Origin of the sequence: Streptomyces sp. NA02950, from assembly GCF_013364155.1 — a bacterium.
Classification (GTDB): Bacteria; Actinomycetota; Actinomycetes; order Streptomycetales; family Streptomycetaceae; genus Streptomyces.
The window spans coordinates 5,007,718-5,025,583 of record NZ_CP054916.1 but is presented as its reverse complement, the minus strand read 5'-3'; the positions used below and the strand labels follow the sequence as shown (position 1 = coordinate 5,025,583).

At 71.1% G+C, this 17,866-nt stretch carries 13 protein-coding genes and 1 pseudogene; 9 read left to right on the top strand and 5 right to left on the bottom strand.

Annotated features, from left to right (window positions below; translation table 11 throughout):
- The first annotated feature begins 31 nt into the window (after window positions 1-31).
- Window positions 32-1,041 (top strand): annotated as a pseudogene (locus HUT19_RS22030) (polyprenyl synthetase family protein).
- 92 nt (window positions 1,042-1,133) lie between these two features.
- Here HUT19_RS22030 and HUT19_RS22025 read toward each other — a convergent pair.
- The 5 genes from HUT19_RS22025 to HUT19_RS22005 all read right to left on the bottom strand — a co-directional run bounded on the left by HUT19_RS22025 (window position 1,134) and on the right by HUT19_RS22005 (window position 4,285).
- The gene (locus HUT19_RS22025) at window positions 1,134-1,313 is read right to left on the bottom strand and encodes a hypothetical protein (RefSeq protein WP_176182119.1); all 180 of its coding nucleotides are present in this window, start codon (window positions 1,311-1,313) and stop codon (window positions 1,134-1,136) included.
- A gap of 185 nt (window positions 1,314-1,498) precedes the next feature.
- A complete protein-coding gene (locus tag HUT19_RS22020; RefSeq protein WP_176182118.1) occupies window positions 1,499-2,662 on the bottom strand; it encodes a glycosyl hydrolase family 8 in 1,164 nt (387 codons plus the stop codon).
- Window positions 2,659-2,829 (bottom strand): hypothetical protein, encoded by a 171-nt coding sequence (locus tag HUT19_RS22015; RefSeq protein ID WP_176182117.1) that lies wholly within the window; start codon window positions 2,827-2,829, stop codon window positions 2,659-2,661. The genes HUT19_RS22020 and HUT19_RS22015 overlap by 4 nt, the downstream gene beginning before the upstream one ends.
- Before the next feature lie 41 nt (window positions 2,830-2,870).
- Window positions 2,871-3,224, bottom strand: a complete 354-nt coding sequence (locus HUT19_RS22010) for a PRC-barrel domain-containing protein (RefSeq protein WP_176182116.1) — start codon at window positions 3,222-3,224, stop codon at window positions 2,871-2,873.
- 212 nt (window positions 3,225-3,436) lie between these two features.
- A complete protein-coding gene (locus tag HUT19_RS22005) occupies window positions 3,437-4,285 on the bottom strand; it encodes an RNA polymerase sigma factor SigF (RefSeq protein WP_176187143.1) in 849 nt (282 codons plus the stop codon).
- Window positions 4,286-4,675: 390 nt separating this feature from the next.
- On the opposite strand from HUT19_RS22005, the gene HUT19_RS22000 reads away from it, so the two are divergent.
- From HUT19_RS22000 to eccCa, 8 genes are all read left to right on the top strand, one after another.
- Window positions 4,676-9,082: a DUF6531 domain-containing protein gene (locus HUT19_RS22000; RefSeq protein ID WP_176182115.1), complete on the top strand. Its 4,407-nt coding sequence runs from the start codon at window positions 4,676-4,678 to the stop codon at window positions 9,080-9,082.
- 2 nt (window positions 9,083-9,084) lie between these two features.
- The gene (locus HUT19_RS21995; protein ID WP_176182114.1) at window positions 9,085-9,837 is read left to right on the top strand and encodes a barstar family protein; all 753 of its coding nucleotides are present in this window, start codon (window positions 9,085-9,087) and stop codon (window positions 9,835-9,837) included.
- 142 nt (window positions 9,838-9,979) lie between these two features.
- Window positions 9,980-10,312 (top strand): hypothetical protein, encoded by a 333-nt coding sequence (locus tag HUT19_RS21990; protein ID WP_176182113.1) that lies wholly within the window; start codon window positions 9,980-9,982, stop codon window positions 10,310-10,312.
- 53 nt (window positions 10,313-10,365) lie between these two features.
- On the top strand, window positions 10,366-10,677 hold the full coding sequence (locus tag HUT19_RS21985; RefSeq protein ID WP_176182112.1) for a pore-forming ESAT-6 family protein: 312 nt from the start codon (window positions 10,366-10,368) through the stop codon (window positions 10,675-10,677).
- A gap of 172 nt (window positions 10,678-10,849) precedes the next feature.
- On the top strand, window positions 10,850-11,164 hold the full coding sequence (locus HUT19_RS21980; RefSeq protein WP_176182111.1) for a hypothetical protein: 315 nt from the start codon (window positions 10,850-10,852) through the stop codon (window positions 11,162-11,164).
- A 54-nt stretch (window positions 11,165-11,218) separates the two neighbouring features.
- Window positions 11,219-12,574 (top strand): type VII secretion integral membrane protein EccD, encoded by a 1,356-nt coding sequence (gene eccD / locus HUT19_RS21975; protein WP_176182110.1) that lies wholly within the window; start codon window positions 11,219-11,221, stop codon window positions 12,572-12,574.
- Window positions 12,575-12,624: 50 nt separating this feature from the next.
- Window positions 12,625-13,773 carry a MinD/ParA family protein gene (locus HUT19_RS21970; protein WP_176182109.1) on the top strand — a complete coding sequence of 383 codons (1,149 nt, stop codon included), beginning with the start codon at window positions 12,625-12,627 and terminating at the stop codon, window positions 13,771-13,773.
- Between the two features lie 18 nt (window positions 13,774-13,791).
- A complete protein-coding gene (eccCa, locus tag HUT19_RS21965) occupies window positions 13,792-17,778 on the top strand; it encodes a type VII secretion protein EccCa (RefSeq protein WP_176182108.1) in 3,987 nt (1,328 codons plus the stop codon).
- The last annotated feature ends 88 nt before the right edge of the window (window positions 17,779-17,866 follow it).

The following is a 17,866-nucleotide window of genomic DNA, read 5'->3' as shown; positions in this document are numbered from 1 at the left end:
ACTCCTGACGGCATATGAGACATTTCCGTCCATGCAGCCGACCGTGCGGGACCGCACGCTGGACGCCGGGCTCAGCGCCGGGCACACGGCGGTCGAGGAGTGCCTGTTGAGCGCCACCCAGAGCGATGTGCCGTTCATCACCGAGGCCGCGCGGCGGCTGCTGCGCTCGCACGGCCCGCGGTTCCGGCCGCTGCTGGTGCTGCTGGCCGCGCGGTTCGGCGATCCGGAGGCGCCCGGGGTGGTGCCCGCGGCCGTGGTCGTCGAGCTGACCCACCGGGCGACGCACTGCCGCGACGAGGTGCGGGACGAGGCGGGCGTACGCCGCCGGGCCCCCGGCGCCGCCCGCCCCGCCCCGGACGCCCACTGGACAACACGGTGGCCGTCCTCACCGGTGATGTCCTCTTCGCCCGGGCCTCGCATCTGCTGGCCGGTCTTGGCCCGCAGGCCGTACGGCTCCAGGCCGAAGCGTTCAAACGGCTGGTCACCGGCCAGATCCTGGAGACGACCGGGCCGCCGGACGGCCGTGATCCGGTCACCCACCACCTGGAGGTGCTGACCGGCCGGTGCGGTTCACTGACCGCCGTCTCCGGACGGCTCGGCGCGATGACCGCCGGGGCCGCCCCGGACATCGCGGACACCCTCGCCCGCTTCGGCGAACGGCTGGGCGTCGCCCGTCGGGTGGCAGCCGAGGCCGACACGGCCCTGGCCCCGGCCCTGGACCGCCGCCCCACCCTGCCGCTTGTGCTGCTGCGGTCACGGGGAACGGCGGCGGACGGGGCCTCGGGCGGCGGCGCGGACCGGGAGCTGTACGACCTGCTCACCGCCGGGCCCGCCGACCGGGAACCGGACGCGGAGGCGGTGGCCCGGCTGCGGGCCCACCCGGTGGTGGCCGACGTCCGCCGGGAGGCGGTCCGCCAGGCGGACGCGGCCCGCGCGGCCCTGTCACCGCTGCCCGACGGCCCGGCGAAGTCCGCGCTGGACGGGCTGTGCCGGGCGGTGATCGAGCGGGCCGGCCCACGGCCCGCCACGCACGGGGACTGAGCGGTCGCGGCCGGTCCGGCGCCCGGCGAGGCGGGGCGCGGACGTCACGGCGGCGCCCGCGCATCCCTGGTCCACCAAGCCCGTGGCACCGTTCACGACGGCTGGTCGCCGCGCAGCAGCGCCGCGCCGAAGCGGCGCAGCCGCGCGAGCGCGTCGGGGTCCAGCGGCTCCCGGCGCCGTACCAGCGCCCGCCTGATCTCGCGCTGCCCGCCCGCCGTACCGCATCGGCACCCCTTACCGACGCCCGCGGGCCGGGCCCTTCGTCGCCTCACAGCGTGGAAACCCGCCGGACGCGAACCAGAATTCCCCCGCGAAGCGCCGGGAGCGCACCGCCAAGGGCTGTCCGGTGAATGTTGGAGGGCCGGCCCGCGGCGTCCGGTGCGGGGGGCATTTCCCAGCGGTAGCCGGGGGCGCGGTGCCAGGCGTCGCGGGCCCGATGAGATCCGCCGGACAGGGCTCACGGCTGCCAGGCGTTGTGGCTGATCACCAGCATCGACTGGAGCTGCACCCCGGCGGCGTAGGCGCGGGCCGGGTCCGGTGGGGTCGTGCACAGCCGCTCCCACAGCGCGTCCAGCCACGCCTGCGCCCCCTCGTCGGTCAGCGCGGCGACCGCGAGGGGCGCGGCGAAGGCGGGCGACCAGCCCGCCCCGTAGACCGTGCCGTCCAGGTGGTAGCCATTGCCGAGCCGGGCCGGGTCGCCGTCGGCCGCCGTCCGCGCCCACCGGCTGATCCGGCGCGCGGCCACCCGCGACCGGGGGTCGCCGCCGAGCGCCGCGTCCGCGCCGAGGCGCCACGGGACCCGGCAGGCGTTCCAGTGGTAGTCGCCGTCGTGCGGGCTCTCCAGGACCCGCGACGGTGCGGGGCGGGGGCGGCCGGTGGTGGTGTCCACGACGAAGTCGGGGAGCAGCCCGGTGTCCGGCGCGTAGCGCCGCTGCACGGTGTCGGTCAGCGTCAGCTGCGCGTCCAGCACCTCGTCCCAGAAGGGGTCGCCGGTGGCGACCCGGAACGCCCTGAGGTGGCCGGGCATCCCGTCGGACGTCCGGGAGACGCCGTCCCAGTCGCCCGAGGACCAGTCCCCCAGCTTCATCAGCCGGGTGCCGGGGTGCACCTCGCTCTCCTTGACGGCCTGGACGCGCCGCAGCGCGAGGGCGGTGTAGTCGCCGCCCCACTGGCGTCCGGCGAGCAGCAGCCCGTAGGCGATGTCCAGGTCGCCGTCGGTCGCGGAGTCGCTACCGCCGACGTCCCGTCCGCCGCTGTCCTGCTGGGCGGCGTGCAGTTCCGGGTTGTTGACGGAGGGGTGGGCGCGCACATGTCGGAGGATGCCGTCGAAGAGGCTCCGGGCCTCGGGGTCGGCGCCCGCCATCAGCGCCGTGATCACCAGGCCGTAGCCCTGGGCCTCGGCGACGTACGGATGGGCGGCGTCGGGGGTGTACACCGCGCGGCAGCCGTCCTCGCCGCCGATCCCCCGCCGGAGGAAGCACGCCTTCCAGCGCAGGTAGTGGTCGAGGACCCGGCGGTCGGCCGCCGCCGGGTCACCGGAGGGCCGCAGGGTGCCCGGCGGATACGTCCGGGCGTGGCAGCCGAAGGGGACGGCCGTCGCGACGCCCTGTCCCGCCGTCATCGCAGCCGGCGCCGCCGGGTCCGCCGCGACCAGCTCAGCAGCGAGAAGATCACGTCGGCCACGAACAGCACCACGCCGATGACCAGCAGATAGCCCAGGCCGTGCACCACGGTGCCGATGATCCCGAGCGCCATGGCCACGATCACGAGGAACAGGAACAGAGCCACGGCGCGACGTCTCCTCGGGTCAGCGGCGGGCGGACCGCGGGTCAGCGGCGGGCGAGCCGCCGTTCACCGGCGGCGGCCTGGTAGGGCTTGCCGTAGTACTGGAAGATCGTTCCCTCCTGCTCCGCGGGCAGGATGTCGTCCGTCCCGATCGACGGAGCCTTCTTCACCAGCGACCGGTCGTACGAGACCTTGACGTACCCGGGCCCGACGATCGCGTCGTCGACGGGGACGAACACCAGCCGGTGCCGGGTCGGCACGCCGGTCCGGACGGTGGCCATGGCGGGCTCGTCATTGGTCGTGGCCACGTAGATCGCCTCGAGCGAACCGATCTTGCGGCCCTGGTCGTCCACAACGGCGCGGTCGCGCCACTCACGGATATCGGCTGACTGGATCATGACATATCACCCTCTGCCCTCTGTGCTTCAAGGCTGCCTCGCCTTTCCGCGGTACGCCACGCCATCCACCCACAGGGGGGACACACACCGAGGGGACACACACACCGAAGGGCCCGGCCGGAAGATTCCGGCCGGGCCCTTCGACATTCCCACCACATACCGACAGTGGCTCCGGTGCCGCCGCCCCCACGGCGGCGGCGACCGCTCGGCTCCTACTCCGCGAGCATCCCGCGGCGCAGCCGAGTGATCGCCTTCGTGAGCAGCCGTGACACATGCATCTGGGAGACACCCAGCTCGGCGCCGATCTCCGACTGCGTCATCTCGTCCCCGAACCGCATCTGGAGGATCCGCCGGTCCCGCTCCCCGAGCTGCTCCACCAGCGGCTTGAGGGCGTGCAGGTTCTCCACGTTCTCCATGGCCGGATCGAGTTCGCCGATGCGGTCGGCGAAGGTGGTCACCCGGGTGGTGCCGTTCTCATGGTCGGCGGGGGCGTCCAGCGAGGTGGTGAGATAGCCGTTGCTGGCCACCAGTCCGTCGAGGACCTCCTCCTCACTGAGCTTCAGGTGCTCCGCCAGCTCGGCGGTGGTCGGCGACCGGTCCAGCCGCTGGAAGAGCTCCTCGTTCGCCTTGGCCAGGTCGATCCGCAGCTCCTGGAGCCGCCGGGGCACATGCACCGCCCAGCTCGTGTCACGGAAGAAGCGCTTGATCTCCCCCACGATGTAGGGGACCGCGAAGGTGGTGAACTCCACCTCACGGGTCAGATCGAACCGGTCGATCGCCTTGATCAGACCGATCGTGCCGACCTGGACGACGTCCTCCATCTCCACCGAACGGTTCCGGAACCGTCGGGCGGCATACCGGACCAGCGACAGATTCAGCTCAATCAGGGTGTTCCGCACATATTGGTACTCGTGCGTCCCCTCCTCGAGCTCCGTCAGCCGGTCCAGGAAAGTCTTGGTCAGCGCCCTGGCATCCTTCGGCGCTACCTTCGACGGGTCCGTCACCGAGGGAAGGCCAGAGAGCTCAACTCCGCTGTCCTGCTCAGCTTCGGCTGCCGTCATATCTGACGAGACCACGGGTGCCGTGCCGTTCACGTCGCACTCCCTGTATCGGCTGCATGCATAGGCTGATTGAAGACGCGTGTACCCACCCTCTACACCTTCATTCCTGGAAATCCTGATGACGCCGGAACCGGCACGGGGACCTGGCGTCCGGCCCGGCCCTGAGCGGCCACGGCTGACACCCCGTCAGCGGGGACCCACCGCGCCGCACCACGGGTCCGGACCAGGACAAAGCACCTGGTCGGGGGTGTGCCGCGGACCACCATCAGCGACGAAACCGCTCAGCCGGTGGCAGGCGTCCTGTTCCGCGATGAGCTTGGAACAATAGAGCGGCCGGTGGGCGGGTGAGTCCGACGGCGCACAGGGGGAGCGGGGGAAGGGAACCATCGCATGACGCACAAGGACGCCATCGACGGCGGCGGGACCGAGCGGATACCCCAGGGGGCGAAGCCTTCCGAGGTGATTCCGGGGTCGCCGAAGACGGTGGAGGCGCTGGCGGTCAAGCTGCGGGCTTATGCCGGGGCGTTCAAGGACGGGGAGGACCAGCTGGGTGTCCTGTCGTTGATGAACTGGACCGGTGCGGCCAACGAGGGCTTCAAGGGCGCGACGGACACGTTGCCGTTGGAGCTGGAGTCGGCGGACAAGTACTTCACCTCCGCCGCCAGTGCGCTGGATGCGTATGCGGACAAGTTGCGCTCGGTGCAGAAGCGGGTCAAGCCGATCATCGACGATGCCGATGAGGCGCGGGCGGCGTCCAAGCACTACTGGGAGCGGGTGCGGAAGTACAACGAGGCGGTGGACCGCAAGGACGAGACGCTGCCGGAGCGCCCGCCGGAGGAGGATCCGGGGCTGGCGGCGCTGAACGACTGCTACGCGCGGCTGGACAAGCTGGAGCACGAGCTCGGGCTCACGGTCACGTCGGCGAAGAAGAAGCTCGACACCGCCGCGAAGGAGGCCCCGGACAAGCCTCCGGCCCCGTCGGGATGGGACAAGTTCAAAAAGGGTGCGGGGGACTTCTTCGGTGGTGCGGGGGACACCGTCGGCGGCTGGTACGACGACTTCGACGACCTCGTCAACGGCGGCGTCGGCGGCGCCGGTCTGCGGCTCGCGGGCATGGCCGACGGCGCCGCCTACGCCGCCGATCACCCCAAGGAGTTCGCCAAGGCCGTCGTCAACTGGGACGAATGGCAGCGCAACCCCGCCCGCGCCGCCGGTCAGCTCACCCCCGAACTCCTCCTGGCGCTGGCCTCCGGGGGCTCCGGCGCCGTCCGCCGCGGCGCCTCCACCGCCAAAAGCGCGGCACAACGTCTCCTCAACCGCGAACGGGCGCTGAGCCGGGACGGGCGGGCGCGCCGGCACACGGATGAGAACCCGGGACAGTCCTGCACCCCTGGTGACAAGAAGTGCACCACCGGCGAGCCGATCGATGTGGCCACCGGCGAGATGGTCATGTCGGACACGGATGTCAGCCTGCCCGGTGCCCTGCCGCTGGTGCTGGAGCGACACTATGTCTCCGGGCACCCCTGTGGTGGCTGGTTCGGCCGCACGTGGGCGGGCACGCTGGACCAGCGGCTGGAGATCGACGACGCGGGCGTGGTCTATGTCGCGGACGACGGCATGCTGCTCACCTACCCCGTACCGGAGCGCGATGTCCCCACGTATCCGACGTCGGGTCCCCGATGGCCGCTGTGCTGGGACGGCAAGCCGGACGGCACGTTCACCGTCACCGCAGCGGAACTGAACCGGACGCTGCACTTCGCACCGCTCCCGGCGGGTGGCCGGGAGCTGGCGCTGACGGCGATCACCGATCGCACCGGTGACGGCGACCGTGTCACCATCGGCTATGACGCGCAGGGCACCCCGGCCGAGATCAACCACTCCGGCGGCTACCGCATCGCGATCGACACCGATCCGAAGCTGCTGCGGATCACCGCGCTGCGCATGCTCCACGGCGAGGACCACCAGCACAGCACCACTCTGATCTCCTACGGCTACGACGAGGCGGGGAACCTGTCGGAGGTCGTCAACTCCACGGCCAGGCCACTGCGTTACCGGTATGACGACAAGCACCGGATGACGTCGTGGACGGACCGCAACGGCACCACCTACGCCTACGTCTACGACCACCGTGGCCGGGTACTCCGTGGCATCGGACCGGACGGGATCCTGTCGGGTCGGCTGCACTACGCAGCGGACGGCCGCACCACCCGCTACACCGACTCCCTCGGCCACACCACCACCTACGTCCACAACGACGCCTACAAGGTGATCGCGGAGACCGATCCGCTGGGCAACACCACCCGCACCGCATGGGACGAACACAACCGCCACCCCATCGCCGTCACCGATCCCCTCGGCCACACCACCCGCTACCGCTACGACGACGAGGGCCGTCCGACCGCGGTCGAGCGCCCCGACGGCAGCGTGACCGTGGCCGTCTACGACCGCCACGACCTGCCCACCGAGCTCCACGAACCCGACGGCACCGTCTGGCGCCACACCTACAACGACCGCGGGGACCGCACCTCCACCACCGACCCCACCGGCGCCACCACCCACTACACCTACAACACCCTCGGCCACCTCACCTCCATCACCGACGCCCTGGGCCACACCACCACCATCAGCCCCGACGCGTTGGGCCTCCCCGCCGCCATCAGCGACCCGTCGGGCGGCACCACCCACGTCCGCCGTGGCCCGCACGGCCAGATCACGGCCGTCACGGATCCGCTGGGCCGGACCACCCGGCACGGCTGGACCATCGAGGGCAGACCCTCCTGGCGCGAAACCCCCGACGGCGCCCGCGAGGTGTGGCAGTGGGACACCGAGAGCAATCTCGCCCTCCACACCGACCTGGCGGGGAACACCACACGGTTCAGCCACACCCACTTCGACCAGACCGCTTCCCGGACCGATCCCAACGGCGCCGATTACGCCTTCGCCTACGACAGCGAGCTGCGTCTGACCACGGTCACCAACCCCCAGGGCCTCCAGTGGCGGTACGAGTACGACGCCGCGGGCCGTCTGGTCGCGGAGACCGACTTCAACGGCGCCACCACCACCTACACCCGCGATGCCGCGGGCCGCCTCACCGCCCGGACCAACGCCCTCGGGGAGACCGTGCGCTTCACGCTCGACGCGGCCGGGCGCGTGGTCACCCAGCACGACGAGGCCACGGGAGAGGAGACGGTCTACTCCTACGACGCGACCGGATCACTCTGCCGCGCGACGAACGCCCAGGCGGATCTGATCCTGGAGCGTGACCCGATGGCCCGCGTGGTCGCCGAGACCGTCAACGGCCGCACCACCACCTACGGCTACGACGCGGTGGGCAACCGTACCCGGCGCACCACGCCCTCGGGTCTGACCTCCACCTGGAGCTACGACCCGATGGGTCTGCCGACCGCCCTCACCACGGCCGAGCAGACCCTGACGTTCGCCTATGACGCCACCGGCCGCGAAACACGACGCTCCACCGGCGCCGTCACCCTCGACCAGACCTGGGACCCCTCCGGCCGTCTGGCCACCCAGAGCCTCACCAGCTCACCCCACGACGACCTGCTCCAGCACCGCTCCTACAGCTACCGCCCCGACGGCCACCTCACCGGGATCCGCGAACTGACCACCGGAACCCGTCACTTCACTCTCGACCCCCAGGGCCGCGTCACCGGCGTCCAGGCCCACGGCTGGACCGAGAAATACGCCTACGACCGTGCGGGCAACCAGACCCACGCCACCGCCCCCGACCACCTCAGTACCGGCGACCGCAGCCACACCGGCACCCTCATCCAGCACGCCGGTCCCACCACCTACCACCACGACGCCGCCGGCCGGCTCATCCGCAAGACCCGCAAACTCCTCAACGGCCAGACCCGCACCTGGACCTACACCTGGAACACCCACGGCCACCTCACCACGACCACCACCCCCGACGGCGGCGAATGGACCTACACCTACGACCCCCTCGGCCGCCGCATCGGCAAGACCGGCCCCGGCAACACCACCTTCATCTTTGATTGGGACCACACCCGTCTCGCCGAACAGACCACCCACCACGGGCTGATCACCACCTGGGACTACGCCCCCGACACCCATCAACCCCTCACCCAGAGCGACCAGGAACCCGGCACCACCCGGTTCCACACGGTCGTCACCGACCCCACCGGCACCCCCACCGAACTCATCACCCCTGACGGCACCCTCGCCTGGCAGGCCCGCACCACTCTGTGGGGAACCCCCCTCACCGCACCCCCCGACGCCACGGCCTGCCCCCTCCGCTTCCCCGGCCAGTACGCCGACCCCGAAACCGGCCTCCACTACAACCACCACCGCTACTACGACCCCGAAACCGCCCGCTATCTCACCCCCGACCCGCTCGGCCTCGCACCGGCACCCAGCCCCCACACCTACGTCCCCAACCCCCACACCTGGCAGGACCCCCTCGGCCTCAAAGGCTGCAAGGACAAGGAGAAGAGGCAGCCGCGCCTGTCCGACCCGATGCCGACGGGGCTGCCGAAGCCGTTCGTCAGGGCGTACGACGACATCAGGGAAGGCAACGGAGTCCCGCGCCTGGACGACAACGGTGACCCGAAGATATTCAAGGGCAAGAGGGCGCATGAGCGCCCGTGGAAGGGTGCGACCGAGTACGAGGTCCCGGGCGCCAAGGTGCCCGACAAGGCGCGGATCCTCGTGAAGACCCTTCCCGACGGACGTAAGGTCATGGGGTGGAGCACCGATCACTACGACACCATTCACCCCTTCACCGCCCCGCATTTCCCGGATGACGGCTGGGGTTGATCATGAACATGTATCGATTCGTCGAAGACGAGACCCAGCGGGAAATCCTGACGGCGGATGATCTGCGTGGATTCTTCGCCGATCCCTCGACCGGGGAATCGGGCCCGGTCGTCGCCGTCGGAACATCACTCGAGCCGGAGAAACTTCCCCTTTCCTTCGGGGATGTGGAGTTCCAGGTGAGGGACGTCCGGGGAAAAGAGATCGGCTCGTATTACGTAGGGGCCATCGAGGTCATCGGCGCACGCGATACCGAAGGCGGTCATGGCCGCACCGATCTCACGATCTCCTTGGGTGGATACACCCTGCCGTACCCCTATGCGGGGGAGATCTGGCGCACCTGGTCCCATGGCCCACCCGTCGCCTCCGGAGCGTGGAAGGACCTTCCCGCCGAGGCACACAGAAGCTGGCTGCACGTCGTCCAGCAGGCGTGGTTCAGTGCGGGGCACCGGGCGAGGGTCTACGGCGACGCGGACACGTACGAGATCGCCGGAGCCGACCTCGCCACCATCGACAGCTTCTACTGTGCCCTCGGCGAGGCCGTCAACGGCCCGGGCGGCTACCTCGGATCCAACCCCAGCGCACTCGACGACTGTCTGAGCAACAGCGGTGGCGGGCGCCGGAGGCTCTTCCGCCTGGTGTGGCGGGACTTCGAGGTGTCACGGCGGAACATCGACGAGGACGAACTCTCCTGGGCCGTGGAGGCGTTGCGCGACGGCGGCGTGGAGATCGACATCTCTTCCGACGGAGATCAATAACTTGCGACGGAGCATGAGAGGTTCGACACTCCCGTCACGCCTGTGTCACGGCCTGCCGTTTGTCCGTTGCGGCGATTTTGCGGAGTTGGAAGGATGGACCTGGAAACGACCTTCATGCTTATCGCTCGGCGAGGGGGGCCGGATGAAGTTCGACATGGGAGCGCAGACGCTGTCGACGCTGCAGTCGAAGTCGCGTGGGTCAAGTGATGATCTCGGTGCGCTGATTCGCCAACTGGTGCAGGCCGCGGAGCCGTTGGAGGGAAGGTTCAATGGCTCGGGCAAGGCGGCGTTCGACTCGTTCAAGGCGCGGTCGGATGAGATCTCGCGGTCCCTGCACGGCGCGTTGTCCTCGATCCTGGGTGGTCAGTCGGGGATGGACTCGGCGTTCAGCTCGGGTGACCAGGAGCAGGGTGACAACGCGCGGACGCAGATGGGCGCGGCCAACTTCGACGCGGCCCGTTTCTCCGGCCGCTGATCCGGGGCCGCCGACCGCATTTTTCCTTCGAGCTCGATGGGGAGTGAGCTTTCATGGCTGCCGGCAGTGACCGCCGCTCGTACGACACGGGGGCTTCCGCGGACGCGCAGGGCAATATCCAGGCGGTGATCGCCCGTCTGGAGGAAGTGATCACCGCGCGTGATGCCCAGGTGAAGGCGGCGATGGCCGATTTCAGGGCGGATGGTGTGGCGGATGAGTACCACGGCAAGGAGCAGCGCTGGAACCGCTCCTCGCAGGAGGTCAAGAACATCATCCAGTTGCTGAAGACGACGCTGGAGAAGAACGACGGCACCGCGCAGCACACGCTGTCGCGTGCGAAGGCCGCGGTCGACAACATCGGCTGAGCCGCACCGGCTGAAGGCATCGTTGCGGGAGATCACCAGCGGAGGGAGCTGAACTCGGCGGGGCCACCGCGAGCCGCAATCCTCAGCTCCGGCACAGCCGACCCGGACTGTACGGCCCACACATGATGGCTTACGTTGCAGAGAGGCCGTGAGGAGGAGGACTCCCAGACCAGTGGCACGGGATTACGACAGCCAGCTCCTGGAGTCGGTCGCGGTACGCCGCCGCAGAATGCGGGACGCGCTGCTGTTCGGCGCTCAGCGTGCGCGGCGTACGGCGGATGAGCGGATCGGGAAGATGTTCGCCGGAATCGCGATCGCCGCCGTCCTCTGCGCGGGGTGCGTCGGATGGTCGTTCCTCCAGCACACCCTGCAGAAGCAGAAGGACGAGCAGGAGAAGCGGCAGCGCCAGGAACAGCAGTACCAGCAGCCACCTCGGACACCTGACCCCAAGAACTCCGGCACGTCCGAGAAATCCGATAAGGGTTGACATTGTGGCCGACCGCATTCACGCTCTCGACGTCGCGACGATAGGTTCCCCCACGTGGTGAACACAGCATCGACTTCCCGGGCACAGCTCAGCCGGGTGACGCTGATCGGCGAGCGCCGCCGGGCGGATATCGTCCTGCCCTCGGACGCTCCGATCGGGCAGTTGCTGCCGGACATCCTCCAGTTGCTGGACGACCGGGCCGCATCGCGGCCGATGACCCGGCAGTTGATCACAGCCGACGGCTCCGCGCTGCCGCACGACGCCACGCTCTCCTCGGCGGAGATAGCGGACGGAGCCGTCCTGCGGCTCGTACGGGCGCATGCGGCGCCGCCCGCGCCCGTGGTGCACGACGTGACCGATCTGGTCGCGGACGACCTCGACCTCCAGACGTGGCGCTGGCGCCCGGCCGCGCGCCGGATCGGCGCGGGCGTGGCCACCGTGGTCTTCGCGGTGCTCGCCGGGCTGCTCGCCCGCCGCGAGGTCGCGCTCGACACGCTCGCCACGGCCCTCGCCGTCGTCGCGCTCCTCCTCGCCGCGGCCGGTGCGGCCGCCGCCAAGGTCGGCCGGGGAAACCGCGGGCTCGCCACGGCCCTGCTGATCGCCTCCGGCGGACTCGGCGTCCTCACCGCGTGGACCGCCGCCGACGCCCACGGCTGGTCGGGGACCGCGCGGCTCGCCGCCGTCGCGGGTGCGGCCGCCCTGACACTGGCCCTGCTCGGCTACTTCTCGCCGCTCGGCCGCGGCGGCCTCGTCGGCGCCGGGGCCACCGTCGTCCTCGCCGTCGTATGGCTGGCCGTCGCGGCCGCACAGGACGACACGGCCCGGCTCGGCGCCGTGATGGCGGTCTTCTCCATCGTCCTCCTCGGACTGCTGCCGCGGCTCGCGCTCATGGCCTCCGGCCTCACCGCGCTCGACGACCGCCGCTCCGCCGGTACATCCGTCAGCCGCCACCAGGTGAGCAACGCGCTCGCGGCCACGCACCGCGGTCTCGCCCTCGCGACGATGGTCACCGCGGTCTCCGCGGTGTCCGGCGACTGGCTGCTGACCATGGGCGACGAACCGACCGTGTGGACGGTGTCGCTCTCCTCCGTGGTGGCCCTGGTGCTGCTCTCCCGGGCGCGCGCCTTCCCGCTGATCGCCGAGGTCGTCACGCTGTTCGCTGCCGCCGCGGTGCTCGTCGTCCGTCTGGTGGTCGTGTGGATGGGGCAGGGCGGGGGCGCCGGACCGCTCGCCGTGCTGGGCGCGGCGGCCCTCCTGCCGCTGCTGGCGCTGGCGGTGCAGCCGCCCGAGCATGTACGGGTCCGGCTGCGACGGATCGCCGATCTGACCGAATCCATCGGTGTCGTGGGGCTCTTCCCGCTCGCCGTCGGTGTGTTCGGCGTCTACGGACAACTGCTCAACAAGTTCTGAATCGACGCGCGGCCCTCCGGGCAGGGTGGCAGGTGGGAAAGAGGGCCGACATGGCGAACGCGGACAACTGGCAGGGCGAGGTGCTGCGGACCCTGCGGGACGACGGCAGCACTCCCGGGCAGGAGCCCCCGGTGGACAGTCCCGTGGGCAGTCCCGTGGGCAGTCCCGTGGGCACTCCCACGGACACCCCCGTGGCGGTCCCGCCCCCGCACCCGGACCAACAGCACGCGCCACGGCCCGGCGTGCGGCCCCACCCGGTCACACCTCCTCCCCCGCACACCCCCGACTCCCGCCCCGTGCTCGACCCCTCCCTCGCCGCCGCCGCGCACCGCCCGCGCCACGGCGAGCACCTGGCCTCGCGCGCCGTGCGAATCTTGCGCCGTACCGTCTCCTCCTCGGCCGCGCGCGAGGTCGCCGAGACCACCGCCATCGCCGAGACCCTCCAGCGGCCCGTGACCACCGGCCGCCAGATCGCCGTCACCTCCATCCGCGGCGGCGCCGGGAAGTCGACCGTGACGGCGCTGCTCGGCATGGCGTACGCGCACTACCGGCAGGATCCGGTGCTCCTCGTCGAGGCCGATCCGGCACTCGGCTCGCTGCCGTCGCGGCTCGGCGCCGAGTCCGTGCGCTGGACCACCGGCGATCTGGCGGGCATCGTCGAACCGCAGATGTCCCTGCTCGACGTCACCGGCTATCTCGTCCAGCTCCCGGGCAACGCCTGGCTGCTCCCCGGCAGCCAGGGCCAGATCGGCACGATGCTCGACACCAAGGCGTACGAGCGGGTCATGGTCTCGCTGCGCCGCTACTTCGGCGTGACCGTCGTCGACTGCGAGACGCTGCCCGCCGAGGTCGCCCGCGTCGCGCTCGCCGCCGCCCAGGCCCGGGTGCTGACCGCGCCCGCCACCCTGGAGGGCATCACCAGCACCCACGCGGTGCTCCAGTGGATGCGGGGGCTGCCCCGCCACATGATCACCGGAACCGTGGTGGCGCTCACCGAACTCGTCCCGCACTCCGGCATCGACCTCGACAAGGCGGCCCAGCGGCTCACCGAGACCGGCGCGAGCGTCCGGGCGCTGCCGTACGACCGGCACCTGGCGGCCGGCGGCCCGATCCGTACCGAACGTCTCGCCCACGCGACCAGGGAAGCCGCCGCCGCACTCGCCGCGGACGCGTTCCGGCTCTCCCAGCAGCGCCGCTGATCCCGAGGACGGACGCCGATGAGTACCCGACTGATCCACCGCCCGGCCCGGACCACCCGCCCCCCGGCCCCCTCCGAGGCGCGCACCATCGAGGCTCCGCCCAACCTCCCCGAGGGGAAGTCGGGCAACGTCGCGATGTCCATGCTGCCCGTCGCCGGTGTGCTGTCGTCCGTCGTGATGATGACGGTCGTCCGCAACAGCCAGTTCGCCGGGCTCGGCGCGATCATCGTCGTCGTCACGATCATCGGTTCCCTGGGTCTCGTCTTCTCCCAGCGCGGCAAGGCCCAGCGCACCCGGCGCACCCAGCGCGAGGCGTACCTGACCTATCTGGAAGACCTCCGCGAGGAACTGGCCGGTGAGGAGCGTGAGCGCCGGGAGCGGGCCGATGTGCTCAACCCGCCGCCGGACGCCCTGTACGACATCGTGCGCGACCCCGCCCGGCTGTGGGAACGCCGCCGTCTCGACGGGGACTTCCTGCGCGTGCGCGTGGGCACCGGCGAAATGCCCGTACGCGACCTCACCGTCGCCCAGCAGGGCTCGTCCGTCCTCACCCCGCCCGACCGCTTCATGCTCAACGAGGCGTCGGCGCTGATGGCCCGCTTCCGCACCGGCACCGAACTCCCGCTCACCGTGCCCCTGGACCGTGTCGGCAACATCAGCGTCATCGGCCCGCGCGAGGACGGTCTGCGCGTGGTGCGCGCCCTGCTCGTGCAGACCGCCGCCACCCACGCACCGGACGACGCGGCGATGGCGCTCGGCGTGCCGGGTGAGCGGATGGCCGACTGGGAGTGGGTGAAGTGGCTGCCGCATCTGCTCGACACCGAGCAGTTCGACGGCCCCGTCGCCGCCCGCCGCATCGCCCCCTCACTGCCCCAGCTCGCCCGGCAGATCGGGCCCGAGCTGCGCCGCCGCGCCTCGTACGCGGCCGAGGTGCGCCGGGGTCTGTCCGGTGTGGACGCGCTGTCCATGACGTCCCGGCTCCTCGTGGTGGCCGACGGGCACGGTGAGGACGCCGTCGACCTGCCGCGCCCCGACGATGCGGTGGGGCTGCGCGAGATGGGCGTCACCGTGCTCCATCTGCTGGAGCGGCGGGTCCAGGAGCCGGGGCAGGTGAGCGTCCGGATCACGGTCGACGGCGACCAGGTCGTCATCGAGGACCTGCGCGAGCAGGAGCCGATCAGCGCCCACGGGACGGTGGACGAGGTGGGTATCCCGTTCGCCGAAGGGCTGGCCCGGATGATCGCGCCGCTGCGGCTGTCCGCCGAATCGCTCGTCGACGCCCCGCTGTCCGGCCCCGTCGACTTCGCCGAACTGCTCGGCATCGACGACGTGGCCCGGCTGGACGTGCCACGCCTGTGGGCGCCGCGAAGTGAACGCGCCTTCCTGCGCGTGCCCATCGGCATCAGCGACTCCCACGACCCGGTGCTCCTCGACCTCAAGGAGTCCTCCGAACTCGGTATGGGCCCGCACGGGCTGTGCGTGGGCGCGACCGGTTCCGGAAAGTCGGAGCTGTTGCGCACCCTCGTGCTCGCGCTCGTCGCCACGCATCCCCCCGAGGACCTCGCCCTGGTCCTGGTCGACTACAAGGGCGGCGCGACCTTCGCCCCGTTCGCCGGACTGCCGCATGTCGCGGGTGTCATCACCAACCTGGAGAACCAGGCGGGACTGGTCGAGCGCGTCCACGCCTCGCTCGCGGGCGAGGTCAAGCGCCGTCAGCAGGTCCTCAAGGACGCGGGCAACGTCGCCGACATCGGTCACTACACCGCACTGCGCGCCGAGAAGCGGCCCGACCTGGAGCCGCTGCCGCATCTCTTCGTGGTCATCGACGAGTTCGGTGAACTCCTCACCGCCAAACCGGATTTCATCGACCTGTTCCTGTCCATCGGCCGCATCGGCCGCTCCATCGGGGTGCATCTGCTGCTGTCCAGCCAGCGCATCGAAAGCGGCAAGCTCAAGGGGCTCGACACCTACCTCTCCTACCGGCTGGGCCTGCGCACGTTCTCCGCCGACGAGTCCCGTACGGTCCTGGACACGACGGACGCCTTCCACCTGCCGCCGCTGCCCGGCTTCGGCTTCCTGAAGGTCGACACCAGCCACTACGAGCGCTTCAAGGCGAGTTACGTCTCCGGCGCCTACCGCGGGCCCGTCCAGCGCGGCGAGGAGGAGGAGGACACCGGTCCGCTCGCGCTGGAGTACCCGGCGTACAACACCCTCACCGAACCGGAGGGGCCGGGCGAGCAGGAGCCCGCGATGCGGCGCCGTGAGACCGGGCCGACCGAGCTGGGCGTCATGGTGGGGCAACTCGCGGACGCCGCCGCCCCGGTGCGCCGCATCTGGCTGCCCCCGCTGCCCGATGCCATCGCGCTGGACAAGGTCGCGGGCCCGCTGGACGTCGGCACGCGCGGTACGCAGCTCGCGGGGCGCCGCGGACAGCTCCAGGTACCGCTCGGGCTGCTCGACGACCCCACCAAGCAGTGGCAGGGCCGGTGGTACCTCGACCTCACGGTGGCGGGCGGCCACGCGGCCGTCATCGGCGGCCCGCAGTCCGGCAAGACGACGCTGCTGCGCACCCTCGCCCTCTCCCTCGCCCTGACCCACACCCCGCAGGAGGTCGGCGTCTACGCCCTCGACCTGGTGGGCGGGGGGCTCCAGGCGCTGTCCGGACTGCCGCATGTCGGTGGGGTCGCGGGGCGCGCCGACCGCGAGCGCGCCGGGCGCACCGTCGAAGAGGTGCGGACCATGCTCGCGACCCGCGAGGACCTCTTCCGCCGGCACGGCATCGACTCCGTCGAGCAGTTGCGCTCCCTGCACGCGGCCGGTCAGCTGCCGGAGCTCGCCTCCGCCGAGATCGTGCTCATGATCGACGGTTTCGGGGCGCTGCGCGACGACTTCGAGGAGCTGGACGACGCGGTCGTCGACATCCTCAAGCGGGGCGGCGGCTACGGGATCCATGTCGTCGCGGCCATGCTGCGCTGGAACGACGTCCGCATCGCCACCCAGTCCAACTTCGGCACCCGTGTCGAACTGCGTCTGAACGACCCGAGCGAGTCCAGCATCGACCGCAAGCTCGCGAAGACCCTGGCGCCCGACGAGCCCGGCCGCGTCCTCACCGACGGCAAGCTCTTCGCGCAGGTCGCGCTGGCCCGTACGGACGGGCTCGCCGACACCGCGGATCTGGGCGCCGTCCTGGAGCGCACGGCCCGCACCGTCCGCGCCACATGGAACGGTGAAGTCGCCCAGCCCGTACGGGTGCTGCCGCACATGCTGGAGCCCGCACTGCTGCCGGGCCCGGCCGCCGAGCCCACGCGGGTGCCGATCGGCCTGGACCAGTCCGCGCTGGCGCCCGTGACCCTCGATCTGTTCGAGCACGACCAGCATCTGCTGGTGCTCGGCGACAGCGAATGCGGCAAGACCAACCTCCTCATGACCATCGCGCACGGTCTCATCGAGCGCTACGGCGAGGACGACCTGGTCTTCGCGGTGATGGATCCGCGGCGCGGGCTGCGCGGCGCGATACCCGAGGAGTTCCGCGGCGGGTACGCGTACAACGCCCGGATGTGCGGGGGCCTGGCCGCCGGCATCGCCACCGAACTGGAGAAGCGGCTACCCGACGAAAACGCGGACGCCGCGGACACTGAGGACCTGGAGCCGGGCAGTTGGGGCAGCGGTCCGCGGATCGTGGTCCTGGTCGACGACTACGACGTGCTGACCACCGCGGGGCAGGCACCGCTCGCGCCCTTCCTGCCGTACGTCCCCTCGGCGGTCGACCTCGGCCTCCACTTCGTACTGACGCGCCGGGTCGCGGGCGCCTCGCGCGGGATGTACGAACCGCTGGTGATGGGTCTGCGTGAATCGGGGGCCTCGGCACTGGTGATGACGGGAGACCGCGGCGAAGGGCAGCTGTTCCCGGGCGTGTACGCCGCGAAGCAGCCCGCCGGGCGTGGGGTGTTGATCCGGCGGAGCCATCCGAACCGGCTGATCCAGACGGTGTACACGGACGGCTGACGCCGGACGCGCGCGCGAGCCGGCCAGGCGTACCCCAGGCATCCCAGCCACTCAGGCCCCCGGCCACCAGACCCCCAGGCCCCCAAGG